The following is a 23,742-nucleotide window of genomic DNA, read 5'->3' on the forward strand; positions in this document are numbered from 1 at the left end:
TGCGATCGCGACGATAGCATCAGAGTGGCCTTGCCGAAACCAAGATACGGGGTTCAGCATGCTCAAAAGGCGCACTCTGTCGTTACGTTCTTGACTAGAACAGAAAATAACGTTGTGCCATGGGCAATACATCTTCTGCGCCGCAGGTCAGCAATTGTCCATCGGCACGCACTTCGTATGTTTCTGGATCGACTTCCATTTTCGGTGTCGCGCCGTTATGGATCATGTCTTTCTTGCGTAAATTACGTGTATCTTTGACTTCGATAATATTTTTATCCAGCTTGAGCTGATCGACCAGGCCGGCGCTGAGTGCTGCCTGGGAAGCGAATGTAAAACAGGATGTTTTGATTCCGCCGCCATAGCCACCAAACATGTAGCGGTAGTGCACAGGCTGCGGTGTTGGGATCGAGGCGTTCGGATCACCCATCAAGGCAGCGGCTATCATGCCACCTTTTAAGACCATGGAGGGCTTGATACCAAAAAAAGCGGGCCGCCATAGAACGAGATCGGCATATTTGCCAACTTCAATCGAGCCGACTGCATGCGCAATACCATGAGTAATTGCCGGATTGATCGTATATTTTGCAATATAGCGTTTTACCCGGAAGTTGTCGTTCCTAGAATTATCTTCTTGCAAGGTGCCGCGTTGTATTTTCATTTTGTGCGCGGTCTGCCAAGTGCGGAGCACGACCTCGCCGACACGGCCCATCGCTTGAGAATCCGAAGCCATCATTGAAATAGCGCCTATATCATGCAGAATATCTTCGGCTGCAATGGTTTCCTTCCGGATACGCGATTCCGCAAAAGCGACATCCTCCGGTATGCTGGCGTTCAGGTGATGGCACACCATCAGCATGTCGAGATGTTCATCCAGCGTATTGACGGTGTAAGGCCGGGTCGGGTTGGTCGAAGACGGCAAAACGTTTTCCTGACCGACAACAGCGATGATATCCGGAGCATGCCCGCCACCTGCGCCTTCGGTATGGAAAGTATGGATGGTGCGGTCTTTCAGGGCGGCGATAGTGTTTTCCAAGTAACCACCTTCATTGATGGTATCGGTATGGATCGCTACTTGCACGTCGTATTTATCTGCAATATTCAGGCAGTTGTCGATAGCGGCGTATGTGGTTCCCCAGTCTTCATGCAGTTTCAGACCGCAAGCGCCAGCCAGCACTTGCTCTTCGAGTGGAGTCGGAAGGCTGGCGTTACCTTTGCCGAAGAACCCCGTATTCATGACTAAACCATCCGAAGCACGTAACATGGAATGAATGTGCCAGGGGCCCGGTGTACAGGTAGTGGCAGCGGTTCCCACTGCCGGTCCCGTGCCTCCGCCGAGCATGGTGGTGGTGCCGTTCATCATGGCTTCTTCTGCTTGTTGGGGGGATATAAAGTGGATATGAACATCCAACGCGCCAGCCGTGACTATCTGCCCTTCACCGGCGATAATTTCGGTGGCTGCGCCAATGGCCATGGTCACGTTGGGTTGAATATCCGGGTTGCCAGCCTTGCCGATCGCGGCGATTTTGCCATTCTTGATGCCGATATCTGCTTTAACGATGCCCCAATGATCAATGATGGTGGCATTAGTAATCACAGTATCCATGACTTCGCTGTGATTACGCTGTGATTGACCCATACCATCCCGGATTACTTTTCCGCCACCAAATTTGACTTCTTCACCATAGGTGGTGAAATCTTTTTCAATTTCGATAAAAAGCTCTGTGTCGGCGAGGCGGATTCGATCGCCCGTCGTTGGGCCCATCATTTCCGCATAAGCTTGACGGGAAATTTTTACGCTCATTTTTATGCTCCTATAAAATTAGTGCGCTATTCGGCCTACTATTTAAGCTTACCCATTACTTTCTGGTTAAATCCATAAACGGTGCGATCCCCGGCCAATTCTACGAGCTCGACGGTTCTCTCTTGTCCTGGCTCGAAGCGGATCGCAGTGCCAGCCATGATATTCAGCCGCATGCCATAAGCCTCTTCCCTATCGAATTGCATAGCGGAGTTCACTTCGTAAAAATGAAAGTGTGAGCCAATTTGTATCGGTCTGTCGCCGCCATTGGCAACTTTGATCGTTTTGGTTTTTCTACCGGCGTTAAGCTCGATTTCACCTGGCTCTGTGAAAATCTCGCCTGGAATCATAGGTAATCTCATGGTTTTCTCCTGGATCTAATGGGTATCTTCTATTCATGGAATGGGATTATGGACAGTGACCAGCTTTGTCCCATCGGGAAACGTCGCTTCGACTTGGATATCCGGAATCATTTCAGGCACCCCTTCCATGACATCCGCGCGGGTCAGCACTTTACGGCCAGCTGTCATCAGTTCGGCAACCGTGCGGCCATCTCTTGCGCCTTCCAATACCGCACAAGTGATCAGTGCAACCGCTTCTGGGTGGTTGAGACGCAGCCCGCGAGCTTTACGGCGCTCGGCAAGCAATCCGGCAGTGAATATTTGTAATTTGTCTTTTTCTCTCGGTGTGAGGTCCATAGTGCTTCTCCTTGGTAAAAATGCATATTTGATTTGCCAATGTTACTGCTAAACACATTATTAAAATTCATCAATAGACATGCTGAATATCATCAGGTGTTCCACATGCGTGGCACGATTGCGGCACGTCCGAGGATTTCTGGGCGAAACAATGACCAGGCGCATAGCATGACGTGCCGTGCTACTTCGCTGGAATTCCCCAAGTAGCGGATAACAACGATGGATTTAAATTGGGATATGCCAATCTGACCAATGCCTTTGCTAATGTTTTCAGTCTCTGCACGTGCTAAATCGATCAATGGTTGAGGAAGCGTTTTTCCTGTCAGTATCAACGTAGCGCAGACAGTTTTGCCGGAGAGCGCAAGTGAATCTTTCATGGCCGAACTTCCACCTTGAAGTCGAATCTGTTCAAGCCAAATCATTTTTCCATCTCGAAGAATACGGGTACGTTGTCTGATCTGACCATTGTTGAACGATTCACCATAGGCCGTTCGTCCAAAGCAGAGAATTTCGCATCCAATATAGACTGCGTCTTTCTCTAGATTGACCCGATGGTCAACTATCACATCCGCATTGTCGTAGAAGATGGTTTCTTGGGGTACCCATTCGAGCACCCCACCCGCTTGTACGTCGATGCTGATTTGCTGATGCGAGACATGTCCGTTGGCTTTATACCACTTGCTTGCGCCTGGGGTGGTGATTTGCGCGCTTGCAGAAGCACCTACGCGTGCCGAGATACTCAACTCGTCACCGCCGGCGACGCCACCGGGCGGGTGCACAATAACGACGTGACATACTTCTTTACCTTCCGGATAAAAAGGTTTTTGTACCAATAGTGGGCCATAATGATTTCTTTCTGTCAGCCGAGTGGTGACGCCATCCTTTTCGAATCCCAACGATAAGCTTGCTTGTAGAGGGGTATGTATGACACTCGCAGCCGAATGCAAGGCATGAAGGAGATGAGGAGCTTCCTTTTTTGAAGTTGTTTGATTCATTCGTTGATTGGCAAGGGTTGCGCCAAGCACTGCTCGATTCATAATTAGTTATGGTTATTTAAGATGAAAATATGAGATGCCATCTCGCTAAATCTGGATTTGAAATGATATTTTGAAGATATCCACGGCGCGCCCAGTTACACCAGGCGCATAATTGAGTCCTTTGGTAAAAAGATCGCCATGTTGGTAATAAGCTGAGATACGTGCGTTGAAGCCATCGATAATATAATTGAGGCCTGCTTCGATTTCTTCCCTGTTGCTGCTGCGATTGGGTTGCACGCTGGTAAATCTGCCGTACGGCTGGAATTGCCCGATCCCTATTTTCGTGGGGATTAAATAAAGGCCCGTGACGGTCCATGATTTACCGTCAAATATACAAAAACAATCACGATCAGCGAATGCCGCTGTCGAATAATCGGCGTAGAATTGTTTATACTCGGCGTTGGCCGTGACCACGCCTAAATTACGAGGTAAAACTTTTTCCAGGAGCGCATCGCCTACGAAACCCAGAAAATCACTGCGATGCGCAAGGGAGCCCGCCCCATTTTTCTGGTAGGACATACCAAAGGCGAGTGCGAGAATATCGCCTGCTTTGCCGTAATAGGTTCCCGCGGTGTAATAGCCTGGATTTTTTTCCGGATTCCAAAAATTATAAGTAAAACGTGCGGCGGTGAGTACACTGCCTCCTGTATTGGGTCCTGCAAGATTAGAAGATTGGAGGCCGCGATAAACCCCCATTGCATAGCCTAGCGTACCTGGAACAAAACCTGGTTCCACGCTTCCCCATAAGGTTGCACCATCATCCCGCCCGTACCGGCCAGCCCCCCCATTGCCGAATTTAACGCTAAAGTCCTGGGAGAAGAAAGGTGTCTTGAATCCATCATGTGTGGCATGGAAGAAAGGCCCATTGAGCTCACCCCGTTCGGTAGGTACCAGCATTCGTCCTCCCCAGACATTGAAATAACGGTTGAACTCGAATTTAGCTATCGCATCGAGAATGTTATATGACATCTTGGGATTATCATTCGCGCCGGTATTGTTACAGAAGAAACATTCCGTATTGATTTCGAATTTGAGGTACTGATGAAATTGCCCGTTCAGATAAAGCCGCGCGTTATCGATACTAAAATCACCATTCAAGTTACCTGACCTTTGGTTCTCCGCCCATAGCCCTGTCCCACGAAACCCTGCACCCAAGCTGATCCACCTGGTTTCGTCAGCTTGTACTTTTAGTCTGTCGGAAATCGGTTTGACGGATACATCTACGGAATAGGCATAAGATGATGAGAGCAGCAAAAGGATAGATGCAAGTACGGCAGCCACAGAAAAAATAGTATGCTTTTTACATAGATAGAAAAGCGAGCCAGGTGCTGATGGGCTAGATGAGCTGCGTTTTATATTGCTCATATTGTTTTTCGCGTTTGTTCCATCGTGCATATTCCATCCATCCCCTTTAACTAACTCTTTATCCATGTTCATCTAACAAGCTCAGTCGATGAGCTATATATATTGTCAGACATTAAAAAATGTACCTATGCTTTTCTACTTCTACTAACCTTCAATTTAGTATAAATGCAAATTTTCTACTGATGTATTTGTAATACACTTTGGGTTATTTGTGTGAATGATAATGATTATGAATTGAAACTGACTTTATTATCGTGGTTTCGGTTTCTTATCATAGTTCGTTTGTTTTGTTGTTAGCTAGCCTACACCCTGCCTGATTCCGTAATGAAGGTTTGACAAGCGGAGTCGTATCTGGGTATGGTTGATAGCTCGGTATGGTCTTTTGGCTATACAAAATCTGGAGAGAGTGAAATGAAAAAAATGAATATTGGATTGATATTGTCGCTGTTGATAATTTTAGTGGGCTGTGGAAAAAGTAATGATTATGCGCCTGGCGCGGACGACAGCGGGGAGCGGATTTTCAGTACGGCTTGTACCGAGTGTCATAAACCATTAAGCCAGGATGTTGCGATGCTGCTCAGTGAAAAAATGGCTAATAAAGAGGCGATTATCAACAAAGTACAGACAGGCAGCATGAGAATGCCAGCTTTCAAGAATATTCAAGGTGAGGCGGCGGATCGATTGGCGGAATATATTTTGACGCATAGCGACAAGAATAGATAATTTTTCAAGCTTCTGTAATAGGGGTGAATAAGCATTTTCCTTTGATAATTAACAATTGTTTGATGCATGTATTGGTTATGTGGCTTTGAATGAACATCTGTTTGTCATCAAATTGCCGTACAGCATATAAAATTTGTATTTGTCGATATAATGCGGTATGGTTACGACTGACTGGTCAGCTTGATTTAGCTTGATTTGTAAGTAACGATCATGGGATTTTCTGTGCTGGATAAAGGCGCGAAATTGTGATTATAAACAAGGCAGGTCTGGCTGGTGGGTCTTATTCACGAGAGAAAATCTATTCTCAATTCTACGAAAGTGCATCAGAGATGTCTTGAAAATAATTTCAAGAGTCCAATTTTTTATTTTATAAAAGGAGGTGTCTGATGAACAAACTTACTTTGTCAATATCTTTGCTTCTTCTTTCTTTTCTTGTTGCTGGTTGTTCTGGACAAGAGGGAACTGCGGAGCAAGTGGGCAAGAAAATAGATGAATCTGTAGACAGCAGTAAACAAGCTATCGATGAAGCGATTGATAAAGCGGCTAAAAAGATAGAGGAGTTAGGTGACGCAACCGAAGGGCCCGCTGAACGGACAGGTGAAAAAATAGATGAATCAATGGAAAGTATGAAAGAATCTATGAGCGAAGCCTACGATAATGCCGCAGAGAAAACGGAAGAAGCGGGTGATGCTTTAAAAGATAAAGCAGAAGCCGCGAGTGGTGGCTATTAGTATCAATAATTAAGAAACCTATTCTTAAGTAAACCCTAGAAGTCGAGAATAAAACCGGATAGCGTGTATTGCTTGTAACTCGGAAACCGGCGATTGCCGTGGTAGACAGAAAAGCATGGAATAATAATCGCAGATGCCGCTTAGGTATTCTTTTGCTTTTTTGGGCGAGAGGCTGTAAAAAAATCGTAACGAGTACCTTCCGGCATAGTACATAGTGATTGGAGGGGTGGTATATTTTTTCATGGCCTCTACTAGAGTTAGGCATGGCCAGCACTAAGCATGTGATGCTGTGTCAAAAACTATCGTATCACCATTGCAATGGAATCGAAGAATATCCGATTTCCCCTGCGCTTAGCATCAAGTCAGAAATTGGTATCAAGCAGGTACAAAGCTATTCTATTTCTCTCGCTTCTAGGAATACGATAAAAAGTCTTTAGGGTTATCTCTACAAATTCACAGTCTTAAACAAGATGAGGCGAGAGCAAATAATGCTGTCGTGGCCTATGATCGATAGGTAAGGAAACATTTTCGGTGAGCGACGATGTATTGTGAAGAAATAGGGATGTTTAGAGACTATGCTTTTATTTGTTCCAGTGAGTTTTCGTTTGGCAGGTAGCAGAGATATCGCTCGGTGACTTTGACTGCACCTGCCAAACTGAAACGGTTATTCCATACACGCGTTTGTCCGGGTGTTATGGTAATTTCCTATTTACATCGAATAAACCGCGGCGTTGATTTCCTTGAGCTGTTATAAGTTTTTGATAATCGATTCGAGGTGATGATCTAAGTTCCGTCCGGCCTGTAATTCAGCAGCATTGCACTATACCAACGGCGCGAGCAACACATTGTATCGTTGCACCGCATTTCTGTATGCACTTGCATTTCAGGACACATCATTTTTTTACAAACTGGAAATTTGATCGCTACTTTCGCCTCCCAATGCATCGATCAAATCAGGCAATAGCTGCTTCAATTCTTCAGTCATCAGAAAAAAATTGCTATCAAATTGCTCTTCGGCGGATTCGGCAGGTTCTTTTTCGATATCGAGTAAGGTAAGCCGCTTTATTTGTAGGTTTTCATCCAGGATGAAAGCAATTCTGTTTCGCCAAACTAGAGCCAGCTTGGTAACTTCCTTTCCCGCTCTGACGTGTCTAGTAATTTCATCCGAGTCGAGTGGGTGCCGGTGATAGCTTATCGAAACTTTTTTGTCTTCCCTGCTGCGAAATACGCTATCGCTATCGATGGAAAAGACATGGGGCAATGCATCTCCCGCTAGCCATCGAGTCATGGCTGAAGCCGGCGTCAGGACCGTATGAGTGCGCTTGAGCACAAGTGTGGGGATCGTTTTCAGGAGCGTTTCGACAAAATCATCTGCTTTGGCAGTACTTGCGCTATCAATGACAAGCCAACCTTCAGTCGGATCGATCCACGCATGATTCGTTTGCCTGATGGCAAAGGCGCGTGGCAGAAGCTCATATAAAGCTGCCTCTTTGATTTCTTTCATCTGTTTGCGGCCAGGCGGATAACCTTGTTGCGCTTCCATTTCTAAGGCGCGTACCTTGGCGAGCTGATTGACAACGGAAGCCGGCAATAATTTTTTTTCCGTTCCAAGCGCGATGAGCATTTGTTGTCCACGCGCATAAACTAGCCGGGTTTCCTCGATACCGGGTGGCACCCATCCCTGGCTTTGTATTTCCATATTCAAGCAGTTTTGCAAGGGACGTTTTGAGAGCAATTCATCAAGTTCGGCGGAAGTAATCTTCCAGTCGTCGATACGATATATCTGTATATTCTTGAACCACATAGGTGTACCTCAATCAAATCAATCTAGTGGGTAATTTGCGATGAGTGCTAAAAGTGCGGAGAATTGTACCTGTGATTGATCAGGTTTGTTCAATTTGATCGTGTTTACGAGGTATTCAATTAATTGCGGTATATGGGGAGTACGATCGGCGCGTTGTAGTGTTGTAAATTATTTCTTAATTATCAGTAAGATGATCAAGTCTGTTTGAATTATTCGAGAAAAAGGTATGGCATGGAGGCCATTATTGAAACCCTGCGTGCACTAAAAAAGCTACAATACAAGAACTGCATTTGAACCAAGACAGACAGTATGACAATGAGTCTAATCATTCGCATGGCAATTTTTGCATTGTTGTGGTGGGTTTTTACGGAAGGTGCGCCTAGTTCTTGGTGGATAGGCGGGGTGTTCGTTCCGCTGGTTGCATGGCTGAGCGTTCGCATGGCTTCACCGCAGAACTTTTCTGTTAAGGGTATCCGCCATTTTTTACCTTTCTTTATGCGGCATTCCTTGCAAGGTGGCATTGACGTTGCCTTGCGTGCTTTGAAGCCCGGCGTGAATATTGCCCCTGGGCTGGTGACTTACCCTTTGCGGTTGCCTCACGGTGCACCACAGATATTCATGGCCAATGTGATCAGTCTGCTACCCGGCACGCTTGCCGCTGACCTGGAAGAATCGATACTCGTTGTTCATGTCCTGGATGGCCGCAGGGCGTATCAATCAGAGCTAGCACGATTGGAGGAGAAGATCGCCCAGATCTATAACATAACGTTACCCATGGTTAGCGGTAACGCAGTGCAAGATAAGCGTTTTATCAACATTTCTTGATATGATCTACCAACTTTTGGCATTGTTCTTGTTGCTGACACTCGCTGCGGGCATGTGGCGACTATTGCGTGGGCCAACTATTGCTGATCGCATGCTGGCGGCTCAATTGTTCGGCACGACGACGGTTGCGATTTTACTGCTATTGTCACAAGCTTCCGGTAACAGTGCGTTGCAAGATGTGGCGATGGTATTTGCCTTGCTGGCAGTGATTACTGTGGTGGCTTTTGTGCGCCGTGCCTGGCCAAATAAAATGGAACGAAGTGATGATCCTAGTTGATATCGTTTCCGGTTTATTGTTGATTGTCGGCACAGTCTTTTTTTTGGCGGGAACAGTCGGCTTATTGCGTTTTCCTGATGTATATACCCGGTTGCATGCGCTTACCAAAGCGGATAATTTGGGGTTGGGATTTGTCATCGCTGGATTGGCGGTACAGGCAGAGTCCTGGTCGGCCGTACTCAAATTGATCATTATCTGGCTATTGGTGCTGTTGGCTTCCTCCGCGGCTTGTCATTTGGTTGCGCGCGGCGCGCTTCGTGGGAAAATTATGCCATGGAAGTCTTGATGTTGGTGAATGGTGCTTTCGATCTCTTGCTGGCGCTCATGTTGATAGGAGTGGCTTGGGTGGTACTGTCCAGTCCGGATTTGTTCAGAGCGGTGGTGCTATTTGTCGTGTTTGGCTTGTTGATGACGCTTGCCTGGGTCAGGCTAGATGCGCCGGATATTGCATTGGCTGAAGTCGCGATCGGCGCGGGGCTGACGGGTGCTTTGTTGCTTTCCGCGTGGGCACGTTTAAGCCGGTATTCTGACAAAGCTGACCAGAACGCAGGCGATGCGACCGCACAGAGAGCTGTTGAGGGCATCGGACGCGGAGATCACATCAAACGTGAATGATGTCATTTTGACGCTCAATGCGGGCTCTTCCAGTATCAAATTCGGTTTGTATACTTTTGAGGGGCAATCGGAGACGTTAATTTGGCGTGGCCACTTGGATTTATCCAGGCAACCTTCACGATTTATTGTGACAGATTTGGAGCAGCGTGAGATTGATTGGCAAGAAACGTTCAAGGGGAGCAGCTATCAGGATGCCCTGAGCAGACTGCTGCGGTGGTTGGTTGAGCAGATGGCCTCCTTTCGGTTAGTGGGTGTTGGCCATCGCCTAGTACATGGTGGGGTCGCGTTCAACCATCCCGTTATCATCAATGAACAAGTGATGGTCAGCTTGGAAAAGTTGGCGCCATTGGCGCCGCTCCATCAGCCTCCCGCACTGGAGGGCATCCGGGCGATCGAGCGGTTTCAACGGGAGTTACCTCAGGTCGCTTGTTTCGATACTGCTTTTCATCGAACCATGCCCTTTGAGGAGCAAGTGTATGCGTTGCCTATACGCTGGTCGGAGAAAGGAATCCGTCGGTACGGTTTTCACGGACTTTCCTATGAATACATAGCAAACATCTTGCCAGACTATTTGGGTGATGACGCGGATGGACGGGTTCTGGTTGCCCACTTAGGCCATGGAGCCAGTTTATGTGCACTGAAACAACGGAAAAGTGTCGGTACTACCATGGGATTTTCTCCTTTGGAGGGAATGCCAATGAGTAGCCGTTGCGGTAACCTTGATCCTGCCGTATTGCTTTATCTGATGCGTGAGGAACGGATGGACATCGAATCGATTTCGGATTTGCTCCACCACCATTCTGGATTGCTGGGATTGTCCGGTATCAGCGGAGATATGCGCGAACTGTTGGCGAGTGATGAGCCACGTGCGCAACAGACAGTGCGTTATTTTGTCTGGCAGGTGAGTCGCCAAATTGGCGCATTGACTGCGATACTCGGTGGACTCGATGCTTTGGTGTTTACCGCTGGCATAGGAGAGCATGCTCCAGTGGTGCGTTCGCAGATTTGTCGGCAGTCGTCTTGGCTCGGTATGGAGCTCGATGAAGCAGCAAATTCAGCAAACCTTGCCTGTATCAGTGCTCCAGCCAGTCGTGTCAAGGTCTGGGTTTTGCCCACGGACGAAGAACGCATGATCGCGCACCATACTTATAAATTACTAGCAGATCAGCGGGTGATTACCAACGAAAAAGAGGGCCTCAATGATGACAAATAATGATTTTACCCTTGCTCAGTTACCCCCCCTATCCCCGGAAGAACTCGACAAAATCGACGCCTATTGGCGTGCCGCCAATTATTTGTCGGTCGGCCAGATTTACTTAATGGACAACCCTTTGTTGAGCGAACCACTGGAGCTGAGCCATATCAAGCCGCGGCTGCTGGGCCATTGGGGAACGACACCCGGTCTCAATTTTATTTATGCGCACCTGAACCGTGTCATCAAACAGCATGACTTGAACATGATCTATATCGCTGGTCCGGGTCATGGTGGACCGGCACTGGTAGCCAATACTTACTTGGAAGGAACTTACTCGGAGCATTATCCCGATGTATCGCAAGATAGCGAAGGCATGAAGGAGTTATTTCGTCAGTTTTCCTTTCCAGGCGGCATCGGCAGCCATGCTACACCGGAAATTCCGGGATCGATCCATGAAGGAGGAGAATTGGGCTATGCGCTGTCGCATGCATTTGGTGCGGTGTTTGACAATCCGGATTTGATTGCCGCATGTGTGATTGGGGACGGTGAAGCCGAAACTGGCCCACTCGCAACTGCTTGGCACTCGAATAAATTTCTCAACCCCCTTCATGATGGTGCGGTACTGCCAATTTTGCATCTCAATGGCTATAAGATCGCCAATCCAACCGTGTTGGCGCGAATCAGCCGGGAAGAATTGCTTCAGCTTTTTCAAGGCTATGGTTATCAACCTTATGTGGTCGAAGGCGATACTGTACCCGATATGCATCAGAAAATGGCAGGTTTGCTCGATCGGGTCGTGGACGAGATTCGCGCGATTCAAGCGGGTGCGCGTCAACAGGGGCTGGCGCGGCGACCGCGCTGGCCAATGATTGTTTTGTGTTCTCCCAAAGGTTGGACGGGGCCAAAGGAAGTGGATGGAAAGAAAATCGAAGGCACGTGGCGCTCTCATCAAGTGCCCTTGGCGAATCTTGCTAAGCAACCAGATCATGTGCAACAGCTTGAGCAATGGTTGAAGAGTTATCGTCCCGAGGAGTTGTTCGATGAAAATGGCCGCTTAATAGAAGCGTTGCGTGCACTCGCACCCGCCGGTGAGAGGCGTATGGGCGCCAATCCGCATGCCAATGGTGGGTTACTGCTGAAACAGTTGCGTTTGCCCGATTTCCGTGACTATGCGATCGATATGACGCAGCCAGGACAGGTAACGGCAGAGGCGACCCGCATCATGGGGCGTTTCTTGCGGGATGTCATGCGGGCGAATATGCAGACCAAGAATTTTCGTGTTTTCGGACCGGATGAGACCGCCTCCAATCGCCTCGATGATATATTTGATGTGACGCCGCGCACCTGGCTTGCCGATACGTTACCGGATGACGAACACCTGGCCGCCGATGGGCGTGTCATGGAAATACTGAGCGAGCATACCTGTCAGGGTTGGCTGGAAGGCTATTTGCTGACAGGCCGACACGGTTTGTTTTCTTGCTATGAAGCGTTTATCCATATCGTGGATTCCATGTTCAATCAGCATGCAAAATGGCTCAAAGTGAGCAAGGAAGTCCCTTGGCGCAGATCGATTGCGTCACTGAACTACCTGCTGACTTCCCATGTATGGCGCCAAGATCACAATGGGTTTTCGCATCAAGACCCTGGATTCATCGATCATGTCGTCAATAAAAAAGCAAGCATCATCCGTATTTATCTGCCGCCCGATGCGAATAGTCTGCTGTATGTCACGGATAAATGCCTGCGCAGCCGTGATTTCGTCAATGTGATCGTCTCAGGTAAGCAACCTCAGGTGCAGTGGCTGGATATGGATGCTGCCATCAAGCATTGCACGGCAGGGATCGGCATATGGGATTGGGCCAGTAATGATCAAAGCATTGAACCGGATGTGGTCATTGCTTGTGCGGGGGATGTGCCTACCATCGAAGCATTGGCTGCGGTCAGCATTCTGTGGGATCATGTGCCCGATCTCAGAATACGCTTGATCAATGTCGTCGATCTGATGACACTCCAACATGAGGATGAGCACCCACAAGGCTTATCCAACCGAGATTTCGATACGCTGTTTACCACCGATAAACCGATTATTTTCGCTTATCACGGCTATCCGTGGCTGATCCATCGGCTAACCTACCGTCGCACCAATCATCGCAACCTTCATGTGCGCGGTTATAAGGAGGAAGGCACTACGACGACGCCATTCGATATGGCAGTACGAAACGATTTAGACCGCTTTCATTTGGTGGATGATGTCATTGACCGGGTGCCTAAACTGGGTTACACCGCAGCCTATTTAAAACAGATCATGCGCGATAAGCTGGTAGAACACCGCGAATATATCAATACGCATGGCCAGGATATGCCCGAGATTCGCAACTGGAAATGGACGCATCACTGAATGTTATTTGCTTAATGGACAAGAATCATCGGCCGTCGTTGTTGCATAAAAGGAAGCGATATGCAAATTAAAGTGCTTTCTCAAAAAATGGAAGAAGATACGATCGCATCCTGGCCGATCCGTTTGACGGTGGGCGGGATAGTTTTGATGATAGCGGTAGGATTGCTTTATGCCATTTGGTCTTTGTCCCCTGACTATGCTGAATTGAAGTGGACGCTGGCGGCATCGATGCATGAAAGCGGGGTGAGTCACCCTGTCACAGCGGTTCTGATGAATTTCAGAGGTTACGATACGTTGCTGGAAATGGGCGTATTGCTGCTTGCAGTGATGGGAACATGGTCGCTGACGCCGATCAAGGCAGCACCAGAAACCCATCCTCCCGGTCTTGTGCAGGATGGGTTGCTCCGCCTGCTGATTCCGCTCATCACTTTGGTGGCGGGGTATGTGTTGTGGGCAGGGGCATATGCACCTGGTGGTGCTTTTCAGGCAGGGGCATTGTTGACAGCAGCGGGCATTTTGCTGCTGTTGTCCGATTGGCAGTTGCCAGCTTCATTGTTGCCCTGGCTGCTGCGATTGTTGCTGGTTAGCGGAGTGGCCGTGTTTATCGGTGCTGCGCTCAGTATGCTATGGCTAAATACTTATTTACTGGCTTATCCACCGCAATGGGCGGGTAGCATTATCTTGTTGATCGAGCTATGTGCGACCGTGTCTATTAGTGCGATATTGGTTGCGCTATTTCTGGGTGGTAGGCCTGACGAACCTGGCAGCACTATATGAGTTCAACCTTCTTTTTTGCGTTGGCGGGTATTGGCTTGTTTGTTTTGGGGCTATACGGTTTGATCATTTATGCGCATTTATTGAGAAAGATCCTGGCGATCAACATTATGGGAAGCGGGGTGTTTCTAGTTCTGGCTGGATTGGCGCACCGGCTTCCCGATGGTACGGCTGATCCCATCTCTCATGCCATGATTATCACGGGCATTGTAGTGGCAGTGGCAGCAACAGCCTTGGCATTGGTTTTGATGTTGCAAGTCCAGCATACCACCGGCCAGGCAGTATTACCGGAAAAACAAAAATACTAGTGCTTTCCTCAACTGCTCTTATCTGGGGTGTCGCCCTCATTCTGCTTCCGCTGTCAGGCGCCCTGCTGACCTTCTTGTTTCGTGCCGTGGCGACGCCAATTGGCATCTGCGTTGCATTGGCGATTAACTTATGTACAGTCCGCTTGGCTTGGCTAATTTCTACGCAGGAAGTACCGCGCTATCCGTTAGGGGGCTGGGGCGCGCCATTGGGAATCGACCTTTACGTAGACGGTTTGAGTATGACATTGCTGATCATGAGCGCGGTCGTTGGGCTCGCGATTAGTTGCTATGCGCCGTCTTACTTTCGTTCCGCCCGGCATAAGCTGATTTATTTCTGGCCATTGTGGCTGTTCTTGTGGACGGCACTAAATGCGTTGTTTCTTTCTGCTGATATTTTTAATCTTTATGTAACCTTAGAGCTACTTAGCCTGGCAGCAGTCGCTTTGGCCGCCTTGGCGGGCAGTGCTGACGCTTTGACCGGTGCCATGCGTTATTTGTTGGTCAGTCTACTGGGTTCTTTGTGCTATTTGCTCGGCGTTGCGCTGCTTTATCATGCTTATGCGACAGTCGATATCGCATTGCTGGCCGAGCGCGTCGTGGCTTCCCCGATCACCTCCGCAGCGTTTGGTCTCATGATGGCCGGTTTGCTGCTTAAAACCGCACTTTTCCCCCTCCACTTCTGGCTACCGCCTGCGCATGCCAGCGCTGCTGCGCCGGTCAGTGCGTTACTCTCCGCATTGGTGGTGAAAGCATCCTATTATTTATTGTTACGTCTATGGCTGGAAGTATTCGGCAATGTCAATGTAGGCATCGACGTTATATTGGGTGTGTTTGGCGCTGCGGCGGTGCTGTGGGGTTCGCTGCAAGCATTGCGTCAGTCCCGATTGAAACTGTTGATTGCGTATTCGACAGTGGCGCAACTGGGTTATTTGTTTGTAGTTTTTCCACTTGCGGCAGTCAATGCCAATGCTTGGCAGGGAGCACTCTATTTGGCGCTATCACATGCCTTCGCCAAGGCTGCGATGTTCTTGGCTGCTGGCAATATGCTGTTATTTTGTGGCCATGATCGCATTATCGATTTGGACCGGGTAGTGCAGCGCTTGCCACTGAGTCTCAGCGCATTTGCGCTTGCGGGTGTCAGCATCATTGGATTGCCACCGAGCGGTGGATTCATCGGTAAATGGTTGCTGCTGGAGGTGGCGGTGGCGCACGCACTTTGGGGCTGGGCTGTGGTGATCGTGGTCGGCGGAATATTAGCGGCAGCTTATGTATTCAGAGTAGTAGGTCACGCGTTTACTCCGGCAAAAAATACACACGAGGTGCACGCAGTGCCTGCGGTCATGGAATGGGTCGCTTTGGTGCTGGCCACGAGCTCGATCTTACTGGGGTTGAGTGCAGCCCAAACGCTTATGCTATTTGAAGTGGGTGATCCATTCAGGATCCTGTCTGGGGAGGCGCCGTCATGATTTGGCAAAGCTCGCTACCCCTGCTGGTTCTATGCAGTTCGCTACTGCCTGGCCTGATCATTTTTGCATTGCCCGAATCGAGTGTGCGTATTCGTACAACGCTGAATTTATTTGGCGCTGTGACCAAGCTGGCGCTGGTGGCTTGGATGGTTTGGGATGTTTATCAGGGACATCAATTTGAAACACGGCTGCAATTTCTTCCCAACCTTGACTTCACCCTGCAGATGGGACCATTGTCCGTGCTTTTTGTTACGCTGTCCGCGCTGCTATGGCTGGTAACAACGATTTATGCTATCGGTTATTTGGAGGGTTCTCCACATCGTAGCCGTTTTTTCGGGTTTTTTAGTCTGTGTGTGACCGCGACCGCTGGGGTGGCAATGGCGGGTAATTTACTCACATTTCTGCTTTTTTACGAAATGCTGACGCTCGTGACCTATCCCCTTGTGGTTCATCGTGGAACAGAGGCGGCCCGCCAGGCTGGACATACCTATCTCCGTTACACGCTGCCCGGCGGTGTCCTGTTATTGATCGGCACGGTCTGGCTATACACCGTGACGGGCACCTTGGAGTTTACTTCGCGTGGATTTTTGCAGACTGTAGATGAATCGCAGCATCCAGCGCTGATCGCAATCTTTTTTCTTCTTGTCATGGGATTTGGGGTAAAAGCCGCTTTGATTCCCCTGCATGGCTGGCTTCCGCAAGCGATGGTTGCACCTGCACCCGTAAGTGCGCTATTGCACGCGGTTGCGGTCGTGAAGGCTGGTGCATTTGGAGTAATTCGGATCGTTTACGACGTCTATGGCGCGGAGTTTGCATCACAGCTGGGGGTGACGCAACCGCTTGCGATTCTGGCGGCCATCACTATTCTCTATGGATCGCTGCGCGCTTTGTTCCAGGATGATCTCAAGCGCAGACTGGCATACTCCACGATCAGTCAGGTTTCCTATATTACGTTAGGCGTGGCCATCGTTGGGCCAATTGCGACGATCGGTGGCTTGGTTCATCTGGTACATCAGGGATTAATGAAGATTACGTTATTTTTCTGCGCAGGTAATTTGGCCGAAACCCTTGGCATCCATAAAATCAGTGAGATGCGAGGTGTGGGTAAACGTATGCCCCTTACTATGGCTGCTTTTACCGTAGGCGCGCTGGGCATGATCGGTATACCGCCTATTGCCGGTTTCATCAGTAAATGGTATCTGGGGTTAGGCGCACTCGAGGTAGGGCAGAGTTGGGTCGTTCTCGTGCTGATCGCCAGCACATTGCTCAATGCTGCTTATTTTCTGCCTGTGCTTTATATCGTTTGGTTTTGTGAGCCGGATCACCCATGGTGTGAGAATCGACACTTCGATAACAGCGAAACAAATTGGACGCTGTTGTTGCCGGCGCTCGCTACCGCTGGAATGGCCGTGGCTGCGGGTTTGTTGGCATCACTTCCTTATACGCCGTTGGAATGGGTTCGCTTCATTACCCATAATCAGTTTTATCAATGATGAGTTTTACGATACTGTTCTGGCTTGTATTGACATTGACATGGCCATTAATGCTGGTAGGCATGACCACGTGCACGGCCACGCGGGCATGGGGTTGTCGGTTGTCACCTTGGGCCGCCGTACCAGCGGTGATACTGGCCGTTTTTATTGGGCCAAGTGAGACCTTTTATTTTTCTTGGCTTTTGCTTGGAACCGAGCTCGGCCTGGATGATACCGGCCACATTTTTCTCCTATTGACCGCATTGCTCTGGTGGTTAGCGGCCGTGTATGCAAAAGGCTATCTACCTTTGATTGAACAAGCGCGCTTCTTTTCTTTTTTTAATGTGGCGATGCTCGGAAATGTCGGCTTGATATTGGCTCAGGATATGCTGAGCTTTTATCTGTTTTTCACCTTGATGAGTTTTGCTTCCTACGGTCTTGTCGTTCATGAGCGGCATGCCGCTGCCAGTTACGCAGGTAAAATCTATATTATTCTTGTTATCGTAGGTGAAGTTGCTTTGTTTGCCGCATTGGCATGGGCCGCTGTCATCGCTGAAACGCTATCTTTTGAGTTCGCCCGTCCGGTGATCGCACAATCCAGTCTGCTCGATTGGGTGATTTCGCTCGCGTTGATTGGCTTTGGCATCAAAGCAGGTGTTATCATTTTGCATGTATGGCTGCCACTCGCACATCCGGTCGCACCGACACCCGCGAGTGCGGTCTTGTCGGGCAGCATGATCAAAGCAGGCTTGCTTGGTTGGTTGAAACTGCTGCCGCTTGGCGAAGCTTTGATGCATTCCTGGGGAGGGCTGTTCATCACGCTAGGCTTGATTGCGGCTTTTTATGCAGTCGCTGTAGGGCTTATGCAGCACGACGCGAAGACATTATTGGCCTACTCCAGTATCAGTCAGATGGGTGTGCTGACTGCGGCGGTAGGATTGGGGTTGATGGTGCCTGCGGCATGGCCGGGTATTTTGGCTACCATACTCGTGTACACGCTACACCATGGTCTGGCCAAAGGCTCGCTTTTCTTGGGTGTCGGGGTATTGGGGAAGTGCAGCGGTCATTGGCGGCGGCTGGCCTGGGTTGGATTGTGGCTTCCTGCTTTGGCGCTTGCGGGCGCACCTTTTACCAGCGGCATGGTGGCGAAAACCTTGTTGAAAATGCAAACTCTGCATGCCCCTGATATCTGGAGTGCAGTTTTTCAGACATTGCTTCCCTGTAGCGCGATTGCTACTGCGCTTCTTCTTGGCAAATTTCTATTCATGCTATCTCAACCGGTTTCTACCAGAAAAACAGAACCGCTCAGTGTGCCCACGCTGATGGTGCCCTGGGTGGTTTTGCTCATGCTGGTCGCTTCACTGCCCTGGTGGCCATTAGCAAGCGAAACTGATCTTTGGTCAGGTGATATTTTGCTCGATAGTTTGTGGCCAGTGATGCTGGCTGGCTTGATCATGCTGGTTTCGGTAACCCGCAATCAGTGGTTACCGCGGCGATTCGCCATTAATTCACCTACATTCGGTGGGCAGATTTTCAGTCTAAGGATACCGCCGGGAGATATATTGGCACCCATTGAATGGATCATTCATTACATTCTCAATGGCGCCCGCCGCTTGTGTTGTGATGAGCTACCCCACCGGTACCAATCTTTGCAGTCCTTTTTGCAGCGGATTCGTACGACAATCGAATGGCAGCACCTGATCGAGCGTTTGGAATGGCAGCTATGCAGATGGCCGACCGCACTCATGGGGTTCCTGGTGCTTGGCCTGATTCTTGGGTGGGGAAAAATGAGTTTTTGAAAGGTCAGAGAAACGAAGTTTCACTCCAATGGAGTTTTATTTTATTGTGACGATCTATCGTTAATTTCTAGGTTTGAACAACAGCCTATTTTTATTGTCTTTAGCTGAATTTCACAAGGGAAAGTTGAAAATGACCGGTTACCCCAGCCGCATAAATTACGAGTGACCCATTTTAGAATTAGCCATATTTATTTCATTAAAAAAATGCTTGATTCCCTGAAAATGCAGCCTATAATTCGTACCCTTTAACAACATTACAGCATGATTAATATTAAGCGTAAGGAGGTCATCATGAAAAGCAAAGCGAATTCTTTTGTGCATGTTGATTTGGTTCATGTCCACATCCCTGAAACGTAGCGACCTTTGAAAGGAGTTAATGATGAAAGTGCGTTCCGCCACTGTACAAAAGAGAATTGAAAGCGAAGTTATCTTTGACACTCATCCAGAGATCAGCTTAGATCTCTCCCGTGTTGAAGAAGCCCTCAAGAAAGGATACAGCCGTCCTTTTTTGCTAGTCGACAGTAATATTATCCGCAATAAAATCCGTCGGTTCAAAGCGGCCATGCCGCGCGTCCACCCGCATTATGCCGCCAAGGCCAATCCTGATCCACGAGTTTTGAGAACATTGATCGAAGAAGGTGCTGGATTTGAAATTGCGTCGATCGCTGAACTTGATCTGTTGCTTAGCATGGGTGTTCCTGCAGCAGAAATTTATTATAGCAATCCGATGAAATCACGTGCTTATCTCGAATATGCCGCTGCAAAAGGTGTGGAATGGTATGTTCTGGATAGTATTGAAGAGCTTCATAAAATCGTCAGCATCAAGTCAGATGCAAAATTATATTTGCGTATCGATACACCCAATATTGGCAGCGATTGGCCATTGGCCGGTAAATTTGGTACGCATCTTGCTGATATCAAAGAGATTATCGATGAGGCAGCGCATATCGGCGCAGATCTGGCAGGTGTAACTTTTCATGTGGGATCACAATGCCGTAATCCACAAAACTGGCGAGTAGGCATCGAGCGTGCTAAAAATGTTTTCGCAGATATGAGGCAGGCTGGCTTGAGGCCTCGCTTGCTCAATATTGGTGGTGGCTATCCTGTACGCCATGTCAAACCCATTCCTTCTATCGAAGTGATCGCTGAAGTTGTCAATGCGGCTATTGCTGATCTTCCTGCAGATATTCGTGTCATGGCAGAACCTGGCCGCTATCTAGTATCCGATTCAGCCTGTTTTGTTTGCAGGGTGGTAGGGACGGCTACTCGCAATGGGAAACGCTGGATGTATTGGGATGCGGGTATCTTTGGCGGAATTATTGAAGTGAGCGAAGGCCTGCGTTATGAGATCCTGACAAATCGTCAAGGTAACAAGATACCGTGGTCTATTGCAGGCCCAACTTGTGATTCTGTCGACGTGCTGATGCATGATGAGCCTTTGCCTGATGATATCCAGGAAGGCGATTTCATCTTTATTCCAAACGCAGGTGCTTATACTACTGCGTATGCTAGTAATTTCAATGGCTTTCCATTACCCGATGTGATTGTACTATAGGGTGTGTGCCTTTCACGAATGATTAATCAAGCATGGTGATGCTGTCGATCCCTACCAAACTGGGCTTGTTGGAAATCTCGTTATTTTCAACAAGCTCAGTATTTATCAGCGTAGAACCCTAAATCCGCTTAGGTAGGTATCGTCCGATGCCTGAGTACGCTAATCCATAGCGCACTGCTTCAGCCTGTTACAATGACAGGTCGCACCCTACACGTTTTAATCACATGGCTTTAGAAAATCATACTCCCATGATGCAGCAGTATTTGCGCATCAAAGCGCAACATACGGATAAACTTTTGTTCTATCGAATGGGGGATTTTTACGAGCTGTTCTTTGAAGACGCTGAAAAAGCGGCCAAGCTGCTCGATATCACCTTGACCCAGCGGGGGTCTTCCGCGGGAAAGCCCATCAAAATGGCAGGTGTTCCGTATCATGCTGCAGATCAATATCTGGCAAAATTAGTCAAGCTGGGTGAATCGGTCGCGATCTGTGAACAGGTAGGCGATCCTGCAAAAAGCAAAGGGCCGGTAGAACGCAAAGTTATACGAATTATCACGCCAGGCACACTGACAGATGCCGCCTTACTGGATGACAAGCGCGATTGTATCGTACTGGCGATTTCACTACAAAAATCGGTATTAGGCTTGGCTTGGCTTAATCTGGCTGCAGGTCAGTTTCGTCTGCTGGAAACTTCCCCCGCTAATCTGATGAGCGAGTTGGAACGACTGAAGCCTGCTGAGATTCTTTTGCCTGAATCGCTCGAAAACCTGCCTGCTTCAACGGAATCGAGTATCTATAAGCGGTTGCCAGCATGGCAATTCGATTATGATAATGCTGTTCGTCATCTGACTCGATTGATGGGTACCCACGATCTTTCCGCTTTTGGCTGTAATGAAATGCATGCAGCCTTGCAGGCCGCTGGTGCGGTGCTCGAATATGTTCGTCTCACGCAAGCGACCGATATTGTGCATATCAAGTCGCTTCAAGTCGAACACAATGAGAACTATCTCCGTATGGATGCAGCTACACGGCGCAATCTGGAAATTTCAGAGACTCTGCGGGGAGAATCTTCACCGACATTGATGTCATTGCTAGATACGTGTTCAACCAGCATGGGTAGTCGTTTGCTACGGCACTGGTTGCATCATCCCCTGCGAGATTACACGGCGCTTCGACATCGCCTCGATAGTGTCGCTCAGTTGATTGAAGCGCCTGGTTCAGCAGCGCCTTATAAGGCGATCAAGGAGCAACTTAAGCATATCGCCGATATTGAGCGTATCAGTGCGCGTATTGCGCTTAAATCTGCGCGGCCGCGTGATCTTTCCAGCTTGCGTGATAGTTTGCTTTATTTTCCCGCCATTACACTCAAGGTGGTTGATCTTTCGAGTATGCACCTTACGAGACTGGCGGAAGCCATGCGGCCAGAGAATGAACTGGTGACAATGCTGCAGCGTGCGTTACTACCCGAGCCAGGAGTTTTGTTGCGTGAGGGAGGGGTTATCGCTGACGGATACGATGCCGAGTTGGATGAATTACGTGCACTGCAAAATAACTGCGGTGAATTTCTGTTGCAATTGGAAGCAAAGGAAAAAGCGCGCACCGGAATTCCTAATCTGAAAGTCGAATATAACCGTGTGCACGGTTTTTATATCGAAATCACGCATGTGCATAGCGATAAAATTCCACCGGATTATCGTAGACGGCAAACGCTCAAAAATGCCGAACGCTATGTGACGCCAGAATTGCAAGCTTTTGAAAATAAATCCTTGTCTGCCAGAGATCAAGCGCTTGCCAGGGAAAAACATTTATACGAAATGCTGCTTGACCACCTTCTTGGCTATATCGATCACTTACAGAGGATGGCGCAAAGTGTTGCAGAGTTAGACGTGCTCAGCACTTTTGCGGAGCGGGCCCAGTCACTTAACTATACTGCGCCGATTTTTACCGATGAGCCTGTTATAGCTATCCAAGCGGGTCGTCATCCGGTCGTGGAAAGCCAAGTCGATCATTATATTGCCAACGATGCGCAGCTCGGGTCGTGGGACGGCCGTGCTCGGCAAATGCTAATCATCACCGGCCCTAATATGGGCGGGAAGTCTACTTATATGCGGCAAGTTGCTTTGATTGTATTACTTGCGCATTGCGGGAGCTATGTGCCGGCCAGTAGCGTGCGTCTTGGTCCCATCGATCAGATTTTTACCCGTATCGGTGCATCCGATGATTTGGCGGGGGGGCGTTCCACTTTCATGGTCGAAATGACAGAGATTGCCAATATTCTACGCCACGCCACCGCACAAAGCCTGGTGCTGGTCGATGAAATTGGACGAGGGACATCCACATTCGACGGCTTGGCGCTGGCGTTTGCGATAGCGCGCTATTTGCTCACTAAAATTCAAAGCTATACACTCTTTGCTACCCACTATTTCGAACTGACCCGACTGGCAGAAGAATTCGGGCAAGCAGTCAATGTCCATTTGGGTGCGGTCGAATACAAGCAACATATCGTATTCTTACACACGGTAAACGAGGGGCCCGCTAGTCAGAGCTATGGTTTACATGTCGCTGCATTGGCCGGTGTACCGAACCCGGTCATCAAAGCGGCTAAGAAGATTTTAGTCCAACTGGAACGAGATAGTGCCATGAAGAACCCTCAACCCGATTTATTCATGGAGCTGCCTAGGGTTACATCCGATCCATTACCTGAGACAACGCACCCTATCTTTGCCTATCTAAGTCAGCTTGTGCCCGATGAACTTACGCCTAAGCAAGCGTTGGAACAGCTCTATACGTTACGATCGATGCTGGATAAGGATTGATCTCCTGCTGAACGTTGTCAAAAAATCATCGTGAATACTCCTAGCGCAAGGCAGAACACGCGTAGGAACAAAATATATCGAATAAG

21 protein-coding genes are annotated in these 23,742 nt (G+C 48.7%); 15 read left to right on the forward strand and 6 right to left on the reverse strand.

The genetic code is table 11. From position 1 onward, the window contains the following. Positions 1 to 94: 94 nt before the first annotated feature. From ureC to C8R30_RS08465, 5 genes are all read right to left on the reverse strand, one after another. Positions 95 to 1,801, reverse strand: a complete 1,707-nt coding sequence (ureC, locus tag C8R30_RS08445) for an urease subunit alpha (protein ID WP_090667942.1) — start codon at positions 1,799 to 1,801, stop codon at positions 95 to 97. A 38-nt stretch (positions 1,802 to 1,839) separates the two neighbouring features. After that, positions 1,840 to 2,148: an urease subunit beta gene (locus C8R30_RS08450; protein ID WP_090668037.1), complete on the reverse strand. Its 309-nt coding sequence runs from the start codon at positions 2,146 to 2,148 to the stop codon at positions 1,840 to 1,842. A gap of 45 nt (positions 2,149 to 2,193) precedes the next feature. Beyond that, entirely contained in the window at positions 2,194 to 2,496 is a 303-nt protein-coding gene (locus tag C8R30_RS08455) for an urease subunit gamma (protein WP_090667941.1), read from the reverse strand. 92 nt (positions 2,497 to 2,588) lie between these two features. Next, a complete protein-coding gene (locus tag C8R30_RS08460; protein ID WP_218143434.1) occupies positions 2,589 to 3,533 on the reverse strand; it encodes an urease accessory protein UreD in 945 nt (314 codons plus the stop codon). Between the two features lie 45 nt (positions 3,534 to 3,578). Further along, positions 3,579 to 4,898, reverse strand: a complete 1,320-nt coding sequence (locus tag C8R30_RS08465) for a hypothetical protein (protein WP_258191970.1) — start codon at positions 4,896 to 4,898, stop codon at positions 3,579 to 3,581. A gap of 411 nt (positions 4,899 to 5,309) precedes the next feature. Here C8R30_RS08465 and C8R30_RS08470 point away from each other — a divergent pair, with 411 nt between their 5' ends. Both C8R30_RS08470 and C8R30_RS08475 read left to right on the forward strand, forming a co-directional pair. Next, complete coding sequence (locus C8R30_RS08470; RefSeq protein ID WP_090667938.1) at positions 5,310 to 5,621, forward strand: c-type cytochrome; 312 nt, start codon at positions 5,310 to 5,312, stop codon at positions 5,619 to 5,621. Between the two features lie 386 nt (positions 5,622 to 6,007). After that, the gene (locus C8R30_RS08475) at positions 6,008 to 6,352 is read left to right on the forward strand and encodes a hypothetical protein (RefSeq protein WP_090667934.1); all 345 of its coding nucleotides are present in this window, start codon (positions 6,008 to 6,010) and stop codon (positions 6,350 to 6,352) included. A 901-nt stretch (positions 6,353 to 7,253) separates the two neighbouring features. Here C8R30_RS08475 and C8R30_RS08480 read toward each other — a convergent pair. Beyond that, complete coding sequence (locus C8R30_RS08480; protein WP_090667930.1) at positions 7,254 to 8,156, reverse strand: recombination-associated protein RdgC; 903 nt, start codon at positions 8,154 to 8,156, stop codon at positions 7,254 to 7,256. A 309-nt stretch (positions 8,157 to 8,465) separates the two neighbouring features. Here C8R30_RS08480 and C8R30_RS08485 point away from each other — a divergent pair, with 309 nt between their 5' ends. From C8R30_RS08485 to mutS, 13 genes are all read left to right on the forward strand, one after another. After that, positions 8,466 to 8,981 carry a Na+/H+ antiporter subunit E gene (locus tag C8R30_RS08485; protein WP_107789942.1) on the forward strand — a complete coding sequence of 172 codons (516 nt, stop codon included), beginning with the start codon at positions 8,466 to 8,468 and terminating at the stop codon, positions 8,979 to 8,981. Between the two features lies 1 nt (position 8,982). Further along, a complete protein-coding gene (locus C8R30_RS08490) occupies positions 8,983 to 9,258 on the forward strand; it encodes an MrpF/PhaF family protein (RefSeq protein ID WP_107783081.1) in 276 nt (91 codons plus the stop codon). Next, on the forward strand, positions 9,245 to 9,544 hold the full coding sequence (gene mnhG / locus C8R30_RS08495; protein ID WP_090667922.1) for a monovalent cation/H(+) antiporter subunit G: 300 nt from the start codon (positions 9,245 to 9,247) through the stop codon (positions 9,542 to 9,544). Before C8R30_RS08490 ends, mnhG begins: the two co-directional genes overlap by 14 nt. Beyond that, positions 9,532 to 9,873 carry a Na(+)/H(+) antiporter subunit B gene (locus tag C8R30_RS08500; protein ID WP_090667920.1) on the forward strand — a complete coding sequence of 114 codons (342 nt, stop codon included), beginning with the start codon at positions 9,532 to 9,534 and terminating at the stop codon, positions 9,871 to 9,873. The genes mnhG and C8R30_RS08500 overlap by 13 nt, the downstream gene beginning before the upstream one ends. Then, positions 9,866 to 11,086: an acetate/propionate family kinase gene (locus C8R30_RS08505; protein ID WP_107789943.1), complete on the forward strand. Its 1,221-nt coding sequence runs from the start codon at positions 9,866 to 9,868 to the stop codon at positions 11,084 to 11,086. The genes C8R30_RS08500 and C8R30_RS08505 overlap by 8 nt, the downstream gene beginning before the upstream one ends. Beyond that, the gene (locus C8R30_RS08510; RefSeq protein ID WP_239654212.1) at positions 11,073 to 13,466 is read left to right on the forward strand and encodes a phosphoketolase family protein; all 2,394 of its coding nucleotides are present in this window, start codon (positions 11,073 to 11,075) and stop codon (positions 13,464 to 13,466) included. The genes C8R30_RS08505 and C8R30_RS08510 overlap by 14 nt, the downstream gene beginning before the upstream one ends. A gap of 60 nt (positions 13,467 to 13,526) precedes the next feature. After that, complete coding sequence (locus tag C8R30_RS08515; RefSeq protein WP_204800077.1) at positions 13,527 to 14,243, forward strand: MnhB domain-containing protein; 717 nt, start codon at positions 13,527 to 13,529, stop codon at positions 14,241 to 14,243. Then, entirely contained in the window at positions 14,240 to 14,548 is a 309-nt protein-coding gene (locus C8R30_RS08520) for an NADH-quinone oxidoreductase subunit K (RefSeq protein WP_090667914.1), read from the forward strand. Before C8R30_RS08515 ends, C8R30_RS08520 begins: the two co-directional genes overlap by 4 nt. Next, a complete protein-coding gene (locus C8R30_RS08525; protein WP_090667911.1) occupies positions 14,548 to 16,014 on the forward strand; it encodes a complex I subunit 5 family protein in 1,467 nt (488 codons plus the stop codon). Before C8R30_RS08520 ends, C8R30_RS08525 begins: the two co-directional genes overlap by 1 nt. After that, positions 16,011 to 17,507 carry a complex I subunit 5 family protein gene (locus C8R30_RS08530; protein WP_090667908.1) on the forward strand — a complete coding sequence of 499 codons (1,497 nt, stop codon included), beginning with the start codon at positions 16,011 to 16,013 and terminating at the stop codon, positions 17,505 to 17,507. The genes C8R30_RS08525 and C8R30_RS08530 overlap by 4 nt, the downstream gene beginning before the upstream one ends. Next, entirely contained in the window at positions 17,504 to 19,285 is a 1,782-nt protein-coding gene (locus tag C8R30_RS08535; RefSeq protein ID WP_090667906.1) for a complex I subunit 5 family protein, read from the forward strand. Before C8R30_RS08530 ends, C8R30_RS08535 begins: the two co-directional genes overlap by 4 nt. A gap of 379 nt (positions 19,286 to 19,664) precedes the next feature. Further along, entirely contained in the window at positions 19,665 to 20,840 is a 1,176-nt protein-coding gene (locus tag C8R30_RS08545; RefSeq protein ID WP_090667901.1) for a type III PLP-dependent enzyme, read from the forward strand. A 224-nt stretch (positions 20,841 to 21,064) separates the two neighbouring features. Then, positions 21,065 to 23,656, forward strand: a complete 2,592-nt coding sequence (gene mutS / locus C8R30_RS08550) for a DNA mismatch repair protein MutS (protein ID WP_258191971.1) — start codon at positions 21,065 to 21,067, stop codon at positions 23,654 to 23,656. The last annotated feature ends 86 nt before the right edge of the window (positions 23,657 to 23,742 follow it).

Source organism: Nitrosomonas nitrosa (assembly GCF_003051105.1).
Taxonomy (GTDB): Bacteria; Pseudomonadota; Gammaproteobacteria; order Burkholderiales; family Nitrosomonadaceae; genus Nitrosomonas; species Nitrosomonas nitrosa.

Bases quoted from the DNA above. Each gene is read 5' to 3' on its own strand.
- ureC (WP_090667942.1), bottom strand. From the start codon at position 1,801: ATGAGCGTAAAAATTTCCCGTCAAGCTTATGCGGAAATGATGGGCCCA.
- C8R30_RS08450 (WP_090668037.1), bottom strand. From the start codon at position 2,148: ATGATTCCAGGCGAGATTTTCACAGAGCCAGGTGAAATCGAGCTTAAC.
- C8R30_RS08455 (WP_090667941.1), bottom strand. From the start codon at position 2,496: ATGGACCTCACACCGAGAGAAAAAGACAAATTACAAATATTCACTGCC.
- C8R30_RS08460 (WP_218143434.1), bottom strand. From the start codon at position 3,533: ATGAATCGAGCAGTGCTTGGCGCAACCCTTGCCAATCAACGAATGAAT.
- C8R30_RS08465 (WP_258191970.1), bottom strand. From the start codon at position 4,898: ATGAGCAATATAAAACGCAGCTCATCTAGCCCATCAGCACCTGGCTCG.
- C8R30_RS08470 (WP_090667938.1), top strand. From the start codon at position 5,310: ATGAAAAAAATGAATATTGGATTGATATTGTCGCTGTTGATAATTTTA.
- C8R30_RS08475 (WP_090667934.1), top strand. From the start codon at position 6,008: ATGAACAAACTTACTTTGTCAATATCTTTGCTTCTTCTTTCTTTTCTT.
- C8R30_RS08480 (WP_090667930.1), bottom strand. From the start codon at position 8,156: ATGTGGTTCAAGAATATACAGATATATCGTATCGACGACTGGAAGATT.
- C8R30_RS08485 (WP_107789942.1), top strand. From the start codon at position 8,466: ATGACAATGAGTCTAATCATTCGCATGGCAATTTTTGCATTGTTGTGG.
- C8R30_RS08490 (WP_107783081.1), top strand. From the start codon at position 8,983: ATGATCTACCAACTTTTGGCATTGTTCTTGTTGCTGACACTCGCTGCG.
- mnhG (WP_090667922.1), top strand. From the start codon at position 9,245: ATGATCCTAGTTGATATCGTTTCCGGTTTATTGTTGATTGTCGGCACA.
- C8R30_RS08500 (WP_090667920.1), top strand. From the start codon at position 9,532: ATGGAAGTCTTGATGTTGGTGAATGGTGCTTTCGATCTCTTGCTGGCG.
- C8R30_RS08510 (WP_239654212.1), top strand. From the start codon at position 11,073: ATGATGACAAATAATGATTTTACCCTTGCTCAGTTACCCCCCCTATCC.
- C8R30_RS08515 (WP_204800077.1), top strand. From the start codon at position 13,527: ATGCAAATTAAAGTGCTTTCTCAAAAAATGGAAGAAGATACGATCGCA.
- C8R30_RS08520 (WP_090667914.1), top strand. From the start codon at position 14,240: ATGAGTTCAACCTTCTTTTTTGCGTTGGCGGGTATTGGCTTGTTTGTT.
- C8R30_RS08530 (WP_090667908.1), top strand. From the start codon at position 16,011: ATGATTTGGCAAAGCTCGCTACCCCTGCTGGTTCTATGCAGTTCGCTA.
- C8R30_RS08535 (WP_090667906.1), top strand. From the start codon at position 17,504: ATGATGAGTTTTACGATACTGTTCTGGCTTGTATTGACATTGACATGG.
- C8R30_RS08545 (WP_090667901.1), top strand. From the start codon at position 19,665: ATGAAAGTGCGTTCCGCCACTGTACAAAAGAGAATTGAAAGCGAAGTT.
- mutS (WP_258191971.1), top strand. From the start codon at position 21,065: ATGGCTTTAGAAAATCATACTCCCATGATGCAGCAGTATTTGCGCATC.